The organism is Rosettibacter sp. KY25 (genome assembly GCF_057554405.1).
This window is the reverse complement of the sequence record NZ_BAAJAO010000019.1, coordinates 23,534-40,355: the sequence shown is the minus strand read 5'-3', so window position 1 is coordinate 40,355 and position 16,822 is coordinate 23,534. Positions and strand designations below refer to the sequence as shown.

Here is a 16,822-nt window from a genome sequence, read left to right as displayed (position 1 = left end):
AAATTTTTTATTGGTTTTCAAAAAGCAAGTGGTTAATTTTTTGAACAATCTATGGGAATCTTCTGTTATTATGTAGAAAAAATAATAATTTATGTTAACACTTTACAACGAAATTTCTTACAAACATGCTGAACTAATTACAAAAAAATATTCAACTAGCTTTTCAATAGGGATACTTTTTCTTGATAAATCAATCCGAAAACATATTTATGCAATATATGGATTAGTTCGTTTAGCTGATGAAATTGTTGATACAATGTTCCACATTTCTCAAAAAGAATGGCTTAAAAGTTTACAAGAAGAAACTTCACTTGCATTAAAATCAAAATTCTCAACTAACACAGTACTTAATGCTTTTCAATTAACAGCAAATAAGTTTGGAATAGATGAAGAATTAATAAATCCATTCTTTGATAGTATGAATATGGATTTATATAAACGAGAATACGATGGTATAAGTTACAAAAAATATATTTATGGTAGTGCTGAAGTTGTTGGATTAATGTGTTTAAAAGTATTTACAAATGGGGATAAAACTTTATTTGATAGGTTAAAATCTTATGCACAAGCACTAGGCTCAGCTTTTCAAAAAGTAAACTTTTTAAGAGATATAAAAAATGATTATGAATTATTAAATCGAACTTATTTTCCTGGTATTGATTTTAAAAACTTAAGTGAAGAGGCTAAAGCGAGTATCATTAAAGATATCGAAACAGATTTTTATAATGCTTTGGATGGAATTAAAATGCTCCCCCCTAATGCAAAATTAGGGGTTATGATAGCTTATGAATATTACATAGCATTGCTTAAAAAAATAAAAAAATTACCATCAAATGAATTACTCAAAAAAAGAATTAGGATCAATAATTTTATTAAACTATTAATTGCATTAAAGGTTATTATAAAAAGTAAGTTTAAGAAATTTTAATGGAGTATAAATTGGAAAACACACTTATAAATATTTTTTTAGTTTTATTGTCATTCTTTTTAATGGAATTTGTTGCATGGTTTGTTCACAAATATGTTATGCACGGATTTCTATGGATATTACATCAAGACCATCATACTTATGAAAATAATAGCATTATTCATAGAAACGATGCTTTCTTCTTTATATTTGCAATACCGGGTATATTTTTTATAATGCGAGGTATATCATCAGATTTTAATTATTTATTCTGGATTGGTGTTGGTATTTCTCTTTATGGTTTAGTCTATTTTTTGATTCATGAAGTATATATCCATCAAAGATTTAAATTATTCAAAAAAATCAATCATCCTTATTTCACAGCAATAAGAAGAGCACATAAAGACCACCATAAACATATTAACAAATTTCCAAGTGAAAATTTCGGTTTATTAATTGTCCCATTAAGATATTATAAAGAAGCTAAGAAAAATATTTATTCATGAAAAATTTTTATTATTTGATTATTCTTTTATCAACTTTTTTTATCCCTTTTATTTTTTCCTTTCATCTTCAAAATCCATTTTCTAAAAAATGGAAAAATGTAGGTATAGCACTACTATTTATACTGATCATATTTATTCCTTGGGATATTCTTTTTACAAGAGAAAAGATATGGGGTTTTAATCATAATTTTGTTACAGGATTTCTTTTACTTAATCTTCCTATTGAGGAATGGTTATTTTTTATAGTAGTCAACTTTGCTGTGTTGTTTATTTTTCATCTTGTAGAAATTAATTTAAAGCACAATCATATATTAGACAAAGTAATTAATTACATCTACATTCTGTTCATAATAATATTTTTTATTCTAAATATTATTTCTCTCGTAGGAAAAACTTACACATTTATTGTAACATTTTTTGCATTGTTAATTACATCATTTATAATATTTAATAAAGATAAATTTTTCAAAATTGTATTTTTAATAACATTCTTAATATCGTTAGTCCCTTTTTTAATCGTAAATGGTGCTTTAACTGGAATGTTTACATCAAGTCCAATAGTGTATTATGACAGCATGAAACATAGTTCTTTATATTTATTTACAATCCCTTTTGATGATATAATTTACAATTATGATATGATTTTATTAGGTTCTTTCATTTACTACTACTCGAAAAAAAACAATAATCATTAAGCATAATTTTATTACCTTAAATGTAGATTATACAATTAAAAAATATCTACATATAATTATTCAAATATCTTTCAATTCTTTCATAAGCCAATTTTGAACTTATTATTCCCATAGGCAATCCAGCTCCAGGTACAGTCGAAGCTCCAACATAGAATAAATTTTTAAATTCCTCATCAAAGTTCTTTGGTCTAAAATATCCTATTTGATTGAAAGTGTGAGCTAAGCCTAAGCCGCTACCTTTATAAAGGTTGAATTTATTTTGCCAATCTTCGGGCGTAAAAATAATTTTAAGGACTATATCTTCTTTTATATTTATACCAATACGTTTTGAAAAATCATTAATTATACTTTCTACAATTTTTTCTTTGTCATCCCAATTCTTCTTATAAATTAAATTTGGTACAGGACAAACAAAAAAGAGACTTTCGCAGCCTTCTGGTGCACAATTTTCATTGTATTTTGAAACTACATTAACATAATAATATGGTTTTTCTAATGTACTGATATCCGTAATAACCTTATTTGTAAATTCTTCGTAATTTGTACCAAGGAAATAATTATGATGATGTACTCGAGGTAACTTTGTTTTTAATCCAATATAAAAAGTAAGATAACCCATTGTCCATTCCATTTTATCTAAGTTTTGTTCTGTATAGCGTGGTCTTTTAAGAACTTTACTTCTAAAGACTAATGCATCAGCATTTATTGCAAAAACATCTGCTTGCCATCTATTATGATTTTTATCAATTAAAGAAATTAATCTTCGATCAGATGATTCATAATCTATAATTTCAGTATCATAGAAAATTTCTACATTTTCTTTCTTTAATTCTGATAATAAACCTTCGACAATTTTATACATACCTCCTTCTACATTGTAATAGCCATCATGCATAAATTCTGTATAAGATAATAATGTATAAACAGCCATAGTATCAAAGGGTGTTCTTCCAAGAAAAAAAGCTACAAGAGAAATTATTTGTCGTGCTTCCTTTGACGAAAAATTTTTGCTTACTTGTTGCCAGAAACTTCTCATCAATAATGGTAAATGAATTGGATTGACTTTAATAAGTGATAAAAAGTAATCTAACAAGCTATCAAAATTATTTTTTATTACTACATCAACTGTATCATCAAAAACTTTTTGACATTTCATTAAATAATTTCTCATTTTTAATTCAAAGTCCGGTTCAATATCTTTAAATTGTTCAGCTAATTTTTTTAAATCTTTGTATAATAAATAAGTTTTTGAGTCACCTGCAAAGTTTACCGTATATAAAGGCTCAAGTTCTTTATACTTGAAAGGTAATTTGATATTACATTCTCTTGCAAATTGCTCAAATTCATAAGACATACTAAAAAAGCTTGGACCAGTATCAAATGTAAAACCATCTTTAGAAATCTGATTTAATCTTCCTCCTGCTTTATTATGTTTTTCAAGAATTTTAATTCTATGACCTCTTTTTGCAAGTCGTAATGCCAGAGACAAACCTCCTATCCCTGAACCTACAATTAAAATATTTCTTCCCATTATTCTCCTCAATTGAATTTATTAAATAATTTAGGATAAAGTTCATTTTTGACCCAATGAAAGTTTGGTTCAATTTTCAGAATTTTATCAAAATAAAATTTTGATTTTGTGTAGTTCCCAAGTTCCAAATAAATTTTACCAATGTAGACTAGCAGATTCAAATAATTCCAATCGTTTTCTAAATTTTCAGGTTTTGATTCCATAATTTCTTGTGCTTTAAGATAATATTTAAGAGCCTTATCTTTTGAACCACCAAAAATTTTAGGCATGTAATATTCTGCATTGCCCAATTGTATATATGCAAGATAATTTAAACTATCTATATCCAATGACTGTTTTGCGTATTGAATACTTTTAGGACCTATAAATGGGGCTCTTAATATATTTAATCCAATTTTAAAACCAATTAATGCTGACTTATAAGCATAAACCCATGAAAGCTTATATCTTTCTTTCTCAAGTAAATTAAGGTACTTTTCAGAAATAATAATATATTTTTCTGCATCGCTTTTATTATCATTATGAATTAACCAACCTATATATCCATAACAATAATTTATCAGTTCTAATACTTCATCTTTTGTTAAGTTTTTGTTTTCAATCATCGAATCTATAACAATCTTCCATGTATTCATGGAATTACCTATGTAAGCTTTATATATATCATATTTATTTGATGCATGTACACTGACATTTATTATAAGTATAATAAAAAGTAGGATATTTTTCTTCCTTTCCATTCCCATGATTTCCTGTACTTATTTAACAAAGCTTTATAAATAATTAATCCTAATACTATTTGTTGTGGAATAATAAGTAACATATTTAATATTACATTTTGCTTACTTGTAATTGATACGAAAATTCTTGTTAATAAGATTATAATTAAATAAATCATAAAAAAATAAATGGGCATAAAAAGAACTTCTACTAAGAAACCAAATGTTGTAATTAACCAGAATGTAATTGCTAAAATTTCTGAATTACCAAATATTGTTAAAATATTTTTTGAAAATCCATTTATTGCTTCGCGCAAATTTGAATACATCCTACATGTAACTTCACCATTACTTGTTAGACAAGCAATGCGTATACCTAATTTTTTATAATATCTTGCTATTTCAATATCTTCAACCATACTCATTTTAAATTTTTCATGCGGTAATGTATTTCTATATACATCACTATCAAAAAATATAAACTGACCATTTGCTGCAGAAAGAGATACAAATTTTGAAATTCTTACAAGTATTAATGGCAAAAGTGTAAGAAGAATAAAATTCATATTTGGAACAGAAATTTTTTCCCAAAATGTTATTAAAATCTGTTTAGGGAATATTGAAACCATACCAAGATTGTATCTTTTTACAAAAGAAATTATTTTTATTAAAAGATTGCCGTTAATCCTTACATCAGCATCCATAAAAAGCAAAAATTTTCCTCTCGCATAGGTAGAAAGCATGTGACAGGCATAATTTTTCCCCAGCCAGCCATTACTTAGATTATCTGAGTTTATTAACATTATTCTATTATCGTCTTTAGCTAATTTTTCAACAATCTCTGCTGTTCTATCAATAGACTGGTCATTGAAAATTATGATTTCAATATTTCTATAATTTTGTTTTTGCAGTGAAATGATAGTCTTTTCAATATTTTTTTCTTCATTCCGCGCTGGAATTAATATTGAAACCAGAGGACTATCCTTTTCAATATTTTTAAGTAATTTTTGTTGAAAAACTAGATTAATTAATGAAATTGCAAATTGAATAAAAGCAAATACTATTATAAGTGAAGCTAATACTTCCATCTAAATTTTAATTTGTTTATCAATACAGTTTTGGAAAAAACTATTATATTTTTCCGAGATACTTTTAATTGATAAATTAAATAAATCTTCAATAAAAACTTCTTGAAAATAAATGTTTAATGTTGGCTTTTTGTTTGAATAATAATCAACTAAATTAACCTCAAAAATTATTTGTACAGGACTTTTAAGTTGTTTAATAATTTTTTCTACTCCTTTTTCAAATTCAATGATGTGTTTATGTTGTGACTCAATTTTGCCTTGAGGAAATAACATTAATAAGTTTTTAGGGTTAGAGAGAATCTCAATAGAGTACTTAAGAGACTCAATAATTGACTTTGAATTTTTTTTAATAGAATATCCACCACAGTATTTAAAATACCAATACTTTTTAAGTTGTTCTTCTAGCATCATAAAGTAAAATTTTCTTTTAAAAATTTTCATATTAAGATACATTACCCAAAAACCATCCCACCAGCTTATATGATTTGCAATAATCAGTATTGGCAAATTTTTTTCTATATAGCTGCCATAAACATTTACTCCAGAGAAATATTTTTTTATAATAAATTTCAAATAAAACTTGAAAAAGTTATAAATAAGAAAATTATGTTTTGCCTTAATAATCATAAATACATATTAAGTAATGAAAAGAAAACAAATTGAGTTAATAAAAGAATTGGAGCAATTTTATTTTTTGTACTAATATTAAAAAGTTTGATGATTGTATTGAAAACAAATGCAAGAATAAACCATGCAATGTAATTTTTTAATGGGACAGAATTATTTTCCCAATACCACATATTTAATTTTGGAGCAGCTCCCTCCAAAACTAAATCATAAATAACCATTGTAATAGAACTTAGAAATATTTTCCAAACGACATTTATCTTAATATTTTCAAAAATTGAAGATGATAAGTATGTAATAAATAACCAATTAATTCCTATAATTAATGGAGTAGAAAAAATTTTTATTCCCAGCGATTCTCCATAAGTATAATCTCCAAATATAAATTTATAATTAACACCAATTGCTTCTATCACAAAAGAGAAAAAAAATATAACTAAAAAAGCCAAATATTTTACTTTATAATTTTTCTCATTGTCGAATATTAATATGACTAAAAAACTTAAAATTATCGAATAGGGAATTAATTCTTGAAAAAGCGGAGTTGTAACGGGAATAATAAATCCTGCAAAACCCACTGCATAAAATATGAAAATAAATAAGCTAAAGAACTTATAATTCTTAATAATTTTTCTTAACAAGTCATTTAATAATTTCATAATAAATGATAAAATTGATTGGAATAATATTACTTTTTATAAGAACATAAAAAAATAATATAATGTTCTTTTAGGCTTTAATATTTTTAAGCACTTTATTCCTATTACTATGATGAAAATATTTCATAAAAATATAGATAAAACAAATTTTTTAATAACTCTTTTGAAATCCATCATAAACTCATCTTAGATTCGTCATAAATTCGTCTCACATACGCTTCACATACGCTTCAGATACGCTTCAGATACGCTTATTTCTCAACTATTTTATATCGGAGATATAATTAAAAAACTATTTTTTGCCACTAATGCACGAATATATTCGTTTTTAATTCGTGAATTCGTGGCAAAATAAAATACTTCAGTCAATTTCCCTTTAAACTAAAAAAGCCTTGTAAATTATTCTTTTACAAGGCTTTACAGTTGTGGGCACTGAAGGATTCTCCTTAATGGATTCCTTTGGAAGAACCTACAACCCCCTGCTTGTAAACTAAAAAAGCCTTGTAAATTATTGTTTACAAGGCTTTACAGTTGTGGGCGCTGAAGGATTCTCCTTAATGGATTCCTTTGGAAGAACCTACGACCCCCTGCTTGTAAACTAAAAAAGCCTTGTAAGTTATTGTCTTACAAGGCTTTACAGTTGTGGGCGCTGAAGGATTCGAACCTACGACCCCCTGCTTGTAAGGCAGGTGCTCTGAACCAGCTGAGCTAAGCGCCCATAAAATTTTTCATCTTTTCAAATGGCGCTCTGAATAATATCAGATATTTACCGAATTTATTTCTAACAGACTATAAAGAACTTAAATTTTGCGCTCCAAACTTAGAATTTTTAAGACAAAGTTTCAAATTTTTTCTAAAAATTTTTTGAGCGGGCGACGGGACTCGAACCCGCGACATTTAGCTTGGGAAGCTACTACTCTACCAACTGAGTTACGCCCGCTTCTAATACAAAAATATCAATGAGTTAATTCTTATTCAAGACTTTTATTTATTTTCCATTTCAAAATTTTTTTATCTATGAAAATAAACTCTTATAAAAAAAATATTTTCGAAGTTGCATTATTATTTATTTTAATCATTGCTTCGTTTGTTGTGTGGGATTCTATTATTATTTTCCCAATTAAACTCCTTGTTGTTTTGCTTCATGAAATCAGTCATGGCATTACAGCAATTATAACTGGTGGTAAAATTCTTTCTCTTGAAATTGATTTAAATCTTGGCGGTAAATGTATTACTGAAGATGGAAATCAATTGTTAATTGCATTTGCCGGATATCCTGGCAGCTTTTTATTTGGAGCAATTTTATTTTATTCAACTTATAAACCTAAATTGAAAATTCTTATCATATCTATTATTTCAATAATAATTTTTTTATTTGCAGTAAATACAGTTAGTAACCTTTTATTAAGTTTTATATCCATTCTCATTGCATTCTTAATTATCGTAATTAACAAATTTTTATCTGCATCAATCTCAAACATTATTTTTAGAGCCATTGGGTTAATGAGTTGCGTTTATGTGATTTATGATATTAAAGAAGATGTATTTAATAATTCATCTTATTTAAGTGATGCTTCATTCATTGCTGAAAAAACTGGTCTTTCTACTTCTTTCTGGGGATTATTATGGATTCTTTTTTCTATTATTGGAATCATATTTTTAATTGCTTTCTCTTTAAGAAAAAGTAAATTCTATTAATCATCTTTCACAAAAGTTAAGATTATCAAACCAACAACAAAGAAAAAGCATATTGAAAGTATTGCATACTTTTGTGTGCCTGTTACATAACTTATTAATCCAAATACTAATGGTCCAGCAATTGCAGAACTTTTCCCGAAAAAAGAATAAAAACCAAAAAACTCAGTTTTTTTATCGAATGGGGTTAACTTTGACATCAAACTTCTGCTTGTAGATTGTGTGGCACCCATAACACTTCCGGCAAGCAATCCAATCAAATAAAAACTTGAATGTATAATTGCATTTAAATCCAAAGAAAAACTTTTCGAAATCATCATAACCAAAAAACTTTCTTTATAGCTTGTAAGATATGCTAACAAAATTGTAAATAACCAGATCAAAAGTGAAATAACCAATGATTTTTTCGTTCCATAGGAATCCGCTATTACACCAAAAATTAATGAACCTAATATTGCTGTTGTTTGAACAATTATAAAAAATGCAATAAGTTCTTGAAAAGAAAATTTCAATGTAGAACTTGCATAATTTCCTGAAAAATAAATTACAGTATTAACTCCCTCAATAAAAAAGAAAAAGGATAATAAAAACAAAGAAAGATTTTTATAACTTTTAAGATTGGAAATAGTGTTAATTACTCTGCCAAATCCAATCTTAAAAAATGAATTTTCCTTCTCTACTTTTTTTCTCGAATCTTTAATAAAAACAAATAAAGGAATTGCAAAGATTAAAAATATCAAAGCAGAAAGTGGAAATATTTCTCTAATCATTTGTTTTTGAATTAAGGGATAAATTATTGCAAGAGTTGTAAACGAGCCAAGATAGCCCATTGCAAAGCCATAACCACTTACACGACCATAATTTTTGGGTTTTGTTATTTCAGGAAGAAATGAATCATAAAATACTAATCCAGCTTCAAATCCAATGTTTGCCAAAATAAATAAAATTAATCCAGAAAGAATATCTCCCTTATTGACAAAATAAAGTAGCGAAGTTGAAATTATACAAAGGAGAGTGAAGAAAAGTAAAAATCTTTTTTTGCCAGCTGAATAATCTGCAATTGCTCCAAGCACAGGTGAGATAACAGCAGTAATTAACATTGAAATGCTTGTTCCTAAACTCCAGTAAAAATCTCCAATGGGCTTAGCTTCTGCAACTGTTTGCTTAAAATAAACTGCATAAATAAATGTAACTACAATGATTGAATAAGATGTATTAGCAAAATCAAAAAGTGACCAAACAAAAACACGGAACTTTTCGTTTTCTTTAAGAATCTTTAGATTTCTTTGGTAAAGATTGTTCAATAAGTCCTCTGCCCGATTTGTTTAACTGGCCGGAATTTTTTAGGTCGTTGTAAATTGCATCAAGTATGCCATTAATAAATTTATTGCTGTTCGAAGTAGAAAAATCTTTTGCTATTTCTATAATTTCATTAATAGTAACTTTTGGTGGAATGTCAGGGAAATACAATAATTCAGCTATACCAATTCTTAATAATATTCTATCAATTAAAGCAATTCTATCCATTTCCCAATTAGCAACTTTACTCTGAATTTTTTCATCAAGCAATTTTCTATTTGCTATAGTTTTATTAATTAATTGTTTTGCAAAATCAATATCTGTTTGTGATGACAAATCAGATAAAACTAATTCAGTAAGGTCAGATAAACCTTCCCCATTTAGTTCATAAGCATAAAGAACTTGTAAAGTTTTTTCTCGTAATAATCTTCTGTTCGATTTTTTTGCCATAAGATTGTTCTATTTGTTATTAGAATAATATTAAAGATAAATAAACTTTACAACTAAATAGCAAATAACCAGAATAAAAGTAAAGCTACACTTTCACGCAAACGATAAAATACTGTTTTTGAAAATGATAACTTATAGTCAGAAGCAACTGCATTAGTACTTAAATAAAAAAATTTACTAATCTCAAGAATTCTTGGCAAATGGAAACTGTCTGATATAATTAGCATAATATTTTCTTTGCCTAGATTTTTTTCAAAATCTTTCAAAAATTTAATTTGTTCTGTTGTAGTTGAAGTTTTCTTTTCGATAATCATATCATTATCATTAACTCCCAATCTCAAGAGTAACTTAAATGCAGCTTCAGCTTCAGAAATTTCACCTGGAGCATTACTGCCTGTTAATATTATTTTATCAATTTTTTTCTCCTGATAAAGTTCAAATGCTTTGCGAATTCTGCCTTCAAAAATTGGACTTGGTTTTTCCTTTTTCCATACTGCAGCTCCTGGAATCATAGCATAATCATAATGTTCATCTGGTTTAATATTTTCATTAAATCTTTTTACATTCCATACATAAAATGTTGAAAAGATTAACAAAAGAATAACCATAAAAGAGGTTCTAATTAAAGTTCTCAATTCATAAAGTTTATCAAAGGCAAATATAAGTCCCCAAACATAGTTTATCGAATATAAAATAATCACTTCGCTAAGTATAAAGAAAAATCCAGTATAAACTTTTTTTATCTGAAAAGAAAAAAGATATGCATTTTCATCATAAGTGAATACTTTTACCGAGAGTAAAACAAGGATAAGAAGAATAATAGACAATAGCAGAAGTGTTACTAAAAATTTATGTCTAGCACTATTAAAATTTTTTTGTTTGATTTTAAGAACAACGACCCCAAGCAATAAAATAAATGAGAAGATGATATTAAGAATATTTCCAATGTAATCTATTCTATAAAATAAAATTGAAATATTATTCAAATAATATTTAAGAAATGATAAGCCGATAAATTGAATTAATGTCAAAATGATAGTAATATTAAAATAATTAATTGAGTTAATTTTCTTGCTCAATTTATTAGACCACTTGAATTTGGATTTATAAGCACATTAAAAATATTCTCGTTTTTCGATTTAAAAATTTTTGTATGAACATTAAATACATGTTGAATATTTTCTTCTGTAAAAACCAATTGTTTAGGTCCGCTAACAATAATTCTGCCTTCAACCATAAATGAAATTTCATCAGAATAAATTCCTGCAAGATTCAAATCATGAGAAACAGCAAGAATAGTAAGATTTTGTTCTTCTTTTAATTTATTAAGCAAATCAAAAATTGAAATCTGATGTTCGATATCAAGATGAGCATTTGGTTCATCAAGTAAAATTATTTTAGGTTTTTGAGCCAATGCTTTTGCGATTATTACTCTTTGAAGTTCACCACCAGAAATTTCATTAATTCCTTTTTTTTTCAAGTGACTTATTTCAAGAAGGTCAAGAACTTCATTAACAATTCGCCTGTCTTCTTTGGATTCAAAACCAAGAAGATTGAGATAGGGAGTTCTTCCCATCATTACAATTTCATAAACAGAGTAAGGAAACAAAGTATTAATTGACTGTGGAACATAAGCTACCTGTTTTGCATAATCTTTTCTGGAGATTGTTCTTAGTTCTTTTCCATTTAATCTTATGCTACCTGTGTAATCATCTATAATTTTCATCAAGATTTTTAATAAAGTAGATTTTCCACTTCCATTTGGACCAAGAAGAGTTATAAAATTTCTTTCATTTAATTTCCAATTTTGGATGTTAAGACAAAAGTTGTGATTATTAGGCGAGTTGTAAGAAAACTTCAGATTGTCAATTTCAATAAGCAAATCAATAACCAAATTTTAATTATACAGCTTAAAGATAAAAAGTTTATGGGTTTATTTATAAACTAACTGGAAGAAAATACCAGATAAAATAAAGGCGCTTAGAAAGCGCCTTTATATCATTGAAGCTTAAATACTATAGGAATAGATACCTGAACTTTAACAGGTTTACCTCTTTGTCTGCCAGGTTTAAATTTTGTTTGCATAACAGCTTGAACAGCTGCTTCATCACAGCCGGCACCAATACCTTTTATTACTTCAGCTTTAACAACATCACCGTTTTCATTTACGAAAGCTTTTATAAATACTCTTCCCTGAACTCCTGCACGCTTAGCAATTTCTGGATAAACAATTTTTTGTTGAATTGCCTCGATACCACCAATTGGTTCAGGTTGTTCTTCTACAGCAACAAAGAATACAGCTTCTTCATCTTCTTCTTTTGTTTCCTGTTTTGGTGGTGGAGGAGGTGCAGAAACTTGAGCATTTACATCTAATTCAGTTTGCCCAATTTCTACATCTTCAAGTATGTCTTCTGAAGGAGCTTCAATAGGTATTGGGGGCTTTGGTGGCGGAGGAGGTGCACTTTCCTGTTTAGTATTTACTACATCTTCAACATTTACTAATTCTTGAGCTGCCTCAACTTTTACTTTTTCCTTTTGAAATTGCGGAAAATACTTAAAGGCAACTATCATAATTGCCAGAGAAATAATCATTGATGTTTCGAATACTCTCTGGTATTTTCTTCTCAAATCAACTTTTGGGTTTTTCCTTAAAGCCACTTAAATCCTCCTTTTTCCCCATTTTTGCGAAGGCTAACTTAAGAAATAGGGAAAGAATTGTCAATTAATTCGAAAAATTTTACACCATTTTTGGAATTAAGTTTCCTGAATTTCATTTTTATTTTCATTCATTTTAATAAATGAATTGGATAAAAAAATTCCTGTAACTCCGCCAATCATGTCTGCACTCCAATCATACAAATCACAAAAACGACCAGGTACAAAAATTTGATGAAGTTCATCTATTGTTGCATAAAGTATCAATAAAATTATCGTAAACATTAAATAATTTTTTGAAATCTTGATTAACTTTTTTTGAAAATGCAAACTCAAAGTAAGAAGGAAAGATAAAATTAAATATGCAATTAAATGTTCAATTTTATCTTGAGATGAAAATATTTGTGGCACTGCATCAAGAGGAATTGTTGTAAGAAAAAATAAAAAAATCCAGTAAATGCATAATGGTAAATACACATATAAGTTTGGATTTTTTTGTAAGATTTTATACAAACGAATTGATAATAAATTTAATCGCATAAGGAATTTTTTCCATTAAATCATTTGAAGTGTATCCGAATTCACTTTTTTCATTTAATAATAAATCTGCTGCAAGACTGTGAATATAAACTGCACTAATCAGGCTTTCTTCAATATCTTCTGATTGAGCTTGAAAAGAAGCAATAATCCCAGTTAAAACATCACCTGAGCCAAATTTTGCAAGTCCTGGATTTCCTGCTGAATTTATAAATGCTTCACCTTGAGGATTAAATATTATTGTTGGAGCTCCTTTCAAAACAAGATAACAGTTATTCTCTTTAGCAAAATTTTTCCCAATTGTTAAGATATTATTTTCTAATTCTTTGATTTCAATTCCAATTAAATCTGCAAATTCTTTATGATGAGGGGTTAAGATTTTACCTTTTAAATTTACTTTTTTGTATTCTTCATTTTGTAATGCAAAGATTGCATCTGCATCGATAACAAATTTTTTTGACTTATACAAACGCAAAATTTCTCTAACTGCAATTTGGGTTTCTTCTTCTCTTCCAAGTCCAGGACCAATGGCAATCACATCAGCCCATTCAATTTTTTCAGATATTTCTTTTAAGTTATTTGCTGATAAAAATCCTTTACTGCTATCATCATAAGAAAATACTATTGCCGATTCAATTTTTTGTTGAGCTAAAATTTTAATTGAATTTGGAAAAGCAAGAAAACATGCACCTGCACCAGATTTCATAATAGTATTTGTTGTGAAAAAGGAAGCTCCCGGCAATTTTGATGAACCTGCTATTACAAAAACTTTTCCAGCTGAATATTTATGAATATTCAAATCTTTAACAGGCAAACCCGCAAAAGCATCCTCTGGTTCAATCAAATAATCATAAACATTTAATTTTTTGTAGTATTCTTCTCCAATTCCAATTGAACCTTTTACTATTTCGCCACAATGAGTATATCCTTTACCGTAGAATAAACCAGTTTTAAATTCAGAAAGTGTGACTGTTAAATCAGCATTAAAAATTACTTCTCCAGATGCTGATTCTAAATCCAACCCAGTTGGCAAATCAACAGCGACGCGATATGCATCAAGCTTATTAACATATTCTACAATTTCTTTATATGGTTCTGATAAAACTCCTCTGCTTCCAGTTCCAAGCATAGCATCAATTATTATTTCACAAGTATCAAGCAAAGATAAATCTTTAATGCTTTGATAAACAATTAATTTTGATTCAGGATATTCATTAAAAAGATTTTTTATGATTCTGAAATTAATCAGTGCATCTCCTTTTAATTCTTCTTCTGCTCCAAGTGAAATCACAATAACTTTAAATCCATTATTAACAAAGTGGCGTGCAACAGCAAAACCATCACCACCATTGTTTCCTTTCCCACAAATTAATCCAACAGTTTTACTTTTTATAATATCATTTGCATACTCGATTAAAGCTGAGTAAATGCTTCTTGCAGCATTTTCCATCAACACAATACTTGGAATGCCAAGAGTATTTATTGCATAACTATCTGCATCACGAACTTGTTGTGTTGTGTATAAAGGAATCATGGTTAAATTGATTTTTATTTTAAATTATATTTTTTCTATCACTTAAGAACCTATTCAGATGCAAATAAGAAAAATCTGCAATTCAGTTTTATTAATATTTTAGATTCCTTGCTTCGCTAAGCATTACATGAATCTTTTTGACAATATTTTTAAGATTCTTTTTCCACTTTAAGCAGAGTAACTGAAATATCTAAAACTATTCAGAATAAATTCATGCAAATTATGTTAATCTGCGTACAACTATAGAAACTGCTTAGTTCTCGAAGGAACTTTATCTACATAAATTTTGAAAATATTTCTTCCCTATAATATTGCAATTCATAAATAAAATTTTAGTGAAATAATTCAACTTCTTTTGGTTAACACAGATTGATATTTTTCATCGTTATGAAATTATATCAATAAGACAAAATTATTTTAACAAGTTTATTCAACTTATTAAACAAAATTAACAAAAATAATTTCCTATCATCAAATTACAACTTGATTACTGATGTAATGATATTCATCAGTAAATCGGGCATAATTCCAAATATCAGGACTAACGCACTGCTAATAATTACAGAAGTTAAGGCGAATGGTGATATTTCTATCTGGAAGTTTTGAACAGGTTCTTTGAAGTACATATAAACAACAACACGCAAATAAAAATATACACTAATTACACTCGATAAAACTCCAATTATTGCAAGCCATGTTAATCCACTTTCAATTGCTCCAACAAATACATAATACTTTCCAAAGAATCCTGCTAAAGGCGGAATACCTGCAAGTGCAAACATAAACAGAGACATTAATGCAGCAAGGAAAGGACTTTTTGAATTCAACCCAGAGAATGAATCAATATCTATTCGAGAATCATTTTCTCCTTCTACAATTGAAATCACGCTAAAAGCACCAATGTTGATAAATGTATAAGCAGCAAGGTAAAAAATAATTCCAGCAATGCTATCAATATTTCCCGCAGCTAAACCAATTGACATATATCCAGCATGTGCAATTGAAGAATAAGCAAGCATTCTTTTTAAATTATTTTGAGAAATTGCCACTATACTTCCAAGCAACATAGAAAGTGTTGATATAACTGCAAAATAATTTCTAAAATTGTTTGGAGCTTTTAATGTAAAGACAGCAGTCAATGCTATAATTAATACACTAAATGCTGCTGTTTTTCCTGTAGTCGACATTAAACCAGTAACAGTAGTTGCAGAACCCTGATAAACATCTGGAACCCACATGTGGAATGGAACAGCTGCAATTTTAAAACTGAATCCGATAAGAAATAAAATAAAACCTGTAACAAAAATTATATTTGTTAACAGATTAGAAAAATTTGTAATTAAAAATGAAATATTGGTAGAACCTGCAGCTCCATAAATTAATGCTATTCCATAAACAATAAATCCAGTTGCAAATGCACCAAGCAGAAAGTATTTCATTGAGGCTTCGTTTGCAGATAATTTTTTTCTGTTAATTCCTGCAAGTATATAAAAACAGATGGACATTAATTCCAATCCAAGAAAAATCATAATTAAATCATTCGAGCCAGCCATTATCATCATGCCCAATACAGAAGATTGAATCAAAATGTAATATTCACCATAATATGTTCCATATTTTTTTATGTAATCAATCGAGCTGATAGTTATTAGCATTGCACCAAGATTAAAAATAAAATTAAATATTGCAGATTTTCCGCCAACTTCCATCATTCCATTAAACAAAACTGCTTGATTATTAATATTTAATAATGAATACAGAGCAACAATAAAGAATGAAATTATAGAAAGCCATGGAAGAATTTCTTCGCTCTTTTTTGTTGATATTTCAATTACTATAGAAAATAATATTGCAGTGCCAAGAAATATAAAAGGCATAATCATTATGTATTCTGATGTATTTGCTGGCATAGTAACTCAA

At 27.6% G+C, this 16,822-nt stretch carries 17 protein-coding genes and 2 tRNA genes; 4 read left to right on the top strand and 15 right to left on the bottom strand.

The window, feature by feature from the left end; genetic code table 11:
* Positions 1–91: 91 nt before the first annotated feature.
* The 3 genes from AC27L2_RS11080 to AC27L2_RS11070 are packed head-to-tail and all read left to right on the top strand — an operon-like array spanning position 92 to position 2,108.
* A complete protein-coding gene (locus tag AC27L2_RS11080; RefSeq protein ID WP_487211829.1) occupies positions 92–928 on the top strand; it encodes a phytoene/squalene synthase family protein in 837 nt (278 codons plus the stop codon).
* A gap of 11 nt (positions 929–939) precedes the next feature.
* On the top strand, positions 940–1,413 hold the full coding sequence (locus AC27L2_RS11075) for a sterol desaturase family protein (protein WP_487211828.1): 474 nt from the start codon (positions 940–942) through the stop codon (positions 1,411–1,413).
* Positions 1,410–2,108, top strand: a complete 699-nt coding sequence (locus tag AC27L2_RS11070; protein WP_487211827.1) for a lycopene cyclase domain-containing protein — start codon at positions 1,410–1,412, stop codon at positions 2,106–2,108. Before AC27L2_RS11075 ends, AC27L2_RS11070 begins: the two co-directional genes overlap by 4 nt.
* A gap of 46 nt (positions 2,109–2,154) precedes the next feature.
* On the opposite strand, the gene AC27L2_RS11065 is transcribed toward AC27L2_RS11070, so the two are convergent.
* The 7 genes from AC27L2_RS11065 to AC27L2_RS11035 all read right to left on the bottom strand — a co-directional run bounded on the left by AC27L2_RS11065 (position 2,155) and on the right by AC27L2_RS11035 (position 7,672).
* On the bottom strand, positions 2,155–3,639 hold the full coding sequence (locus AC27L2_RS11065) for a phytoene desaturase family protein (protein ID WP_487211826.1): 1,485 nt from the start codon (positions 3,637–3,639) through the stop codon (positions 2,155–2,157).
* A gap of 8 nt (positions 3,640–3,647) precedes the next feature.
* Positions 3,648–4,379, bottom strand: coding sequence for a tetratricopeptide repeat protein (locus tag AC27L2_RS11060; RefSeq protein ID WP_487211825.1), 732 nt, complete (start codon positions 4,377–4,379; stop codon positions 3,648–3,650).
* Positions 4,337–5,446, bottom strand: coding sequence for a glycosyltransferase family 2 protein (locus tag AC27L2_RS11055; protein ID WP_487211824.1), 1,110 nt, complete (start codon positions 5,444–5,446; stop codon positions 4,337–4,339). The genes AC27L2_RS11060 and AC27L2_RS11055 overlap by 43 nt, the downstream gene beginning before the upstream one ends.
* Positions 5,447–6,019, bottom strand: a complete 573-nt coding sequence (locus tag AC27L2_RS11050) for a lysophospholipid acyltransferase family protein (RefSeq protein WP_487211823.1) — start codon at positions 6,017–6,019, stop codon at positions 5,447–5,449.
* Positions 6,020–6,069: 50 nt separating this feature from the next.
* Positions 6,070–6,732, bottom strand: coding sequence for a carotenoid biosynthesis protein (locus tag AC27L2_RS11045; protein ID WP_487211822.1), 663 nt, complete (start codon positions 6,730–6,732; stop codon positions 6,070–6,072).
* 643 nt (positions 6,733–7,375) lie between these two features.
* Positions 7,376–7,450 (bottom strand) — tRNA-Val (locus AC27L2_RS11040).
* A 149-nt stretch (positions 7,451–7,599) separates the two neighbouring features.
* Positions 7,600–7,672, bottom strand: a tRNA-Gly gene (locus AC27L2_RS11035).
* A gap of 77 nt (positions 7,673–7,749) precedes the next feature.
* Here AC27L2_RS11035 and AC27L2_RS11030 point away from each other — a divergent pair.
* Positions 7,750–8,430, top strand: a complete 681-nt coding sequence (locus AC27L2_RS11030; protein ID WP_487211821.1) for a M50 family metallopeptidase — start codon at positions 7,750–7,752, stop codon at positions 8,428–8,430.
* Here the strand turns inward: AC27L2_RS11030 and AC27L2_RS11025 are convergent.
* The 8 genes from AC27L2_RS11025 to AC27L2_RS10990 all read right to left on the bottom strand — a co-directional run bounded on the left by AC27L2_RS11025 (position 8,427) and on the right by AC27L2_RS10990 (position 16,812).
* Entirely contained in the window at positions 8,427–9,731 is a 1,305-nt protein-coding gene (locus AC27L2_RS11025; protein ID WP_487211820.1) for an MFS transporter, read from the bottom strand. The genes AC27L2_RS11030 and AC27L2_RS11025 overlap by 4 nt on opposite strands.
* On the bottom strand, positions 9,694–10,176 hold the full coding sequence (gene nusB, locus AC27L2_RS11020; RefSeq protein ID WP_487211819.1) for a transcription antitermination factor NusB: 483 nt from the start codon (positions 10,174–10,176) through the stop codon (positions 9,694–9,696). The genes AC27L2_RS11025 and nusB overlap by 38 nt, the downstream gene beginning before the upstream one ends.
* A 53-nt stretch (positions 10,177–10,229) precedes the next feature.
* Positions 10,230–11,255, bottom strand: a complete 1,026-nt coding sequence (locus tag AC27L2_RS11015) for a YdcF family protein (RefSeq protein ID WP_487211818.1) — start codon at positions 11,253–11,255, stop codon at positions 10,230–10,232.
* Positions 11,252–12,058 carry an ABC transporter ATP-binding protein gene (locus tag AC27L2_RS11010; RefSeq protein WP_487211817.1) on the bottom strand — a complete coding sequence of 269 codons (807 nt, stop codon included), beginning with the start codon at positions 12,056–12,058 and terminating at the stop codon, positions 11,252–11,254. The genes AC27L2_RS11015 and AC27L2_RS11010 overlap by 4 nt, the downstream gene beginning before the upstream one ends.
* A 116-nt stretch (positions 12,059–12,174) precedes the next feature.
* Positions 12,175–12,834, bottom strand: coding sequence for an energy transducer TonB (locus tag AC27L2_RS11005; RefSeq protein WP_487211816.1), 660 nt, complete (start codon positions 12,832–12,834; stop codon positions 12,175–12,177).
* A gap of 96 nt (positions 12,835–12,930) precedes the next feature.
* Positions 12,931–13,371: a VanZ family protein gene (locus tag AC27L2_RS11000; RefSeq protein WP_487211815.1), complete on the bottom strand. Its 441-nt coding sequence runs from the start codon at positions 13,369–13,371 to the stop codon at positions 12,931–12,933.
* A complete protein-coding gene (locus tag AC27L2_RS10995; protein ID WP_487211814.1) occupies positions 13,337–14,902 on the bottom strand; it encodes an NAD(P)H-hydrate dehydratase in 1,566 nt (521 codons plus the stop codon). Before AC27L2_RS10995 ends, AC27L2_RS11000 begins: the two co-directional genes overlap by 35 nt.
* 476 nt (positions 14,903–15,378) lie before the next feature.
* Positions 15,379–16,812, bottom strand: coding sequence for an NADH-quinone oxidoreductase subunit N (locus tag AC27L2_RS10990; RefSeq protein WP_487211813.1), 1,434 nt, complete (start codon positions 16,810–16,812; stop codon positions 15,379–15,381).
* Positions 16,813–16,822: the final 10 nt, after the last annotated feature.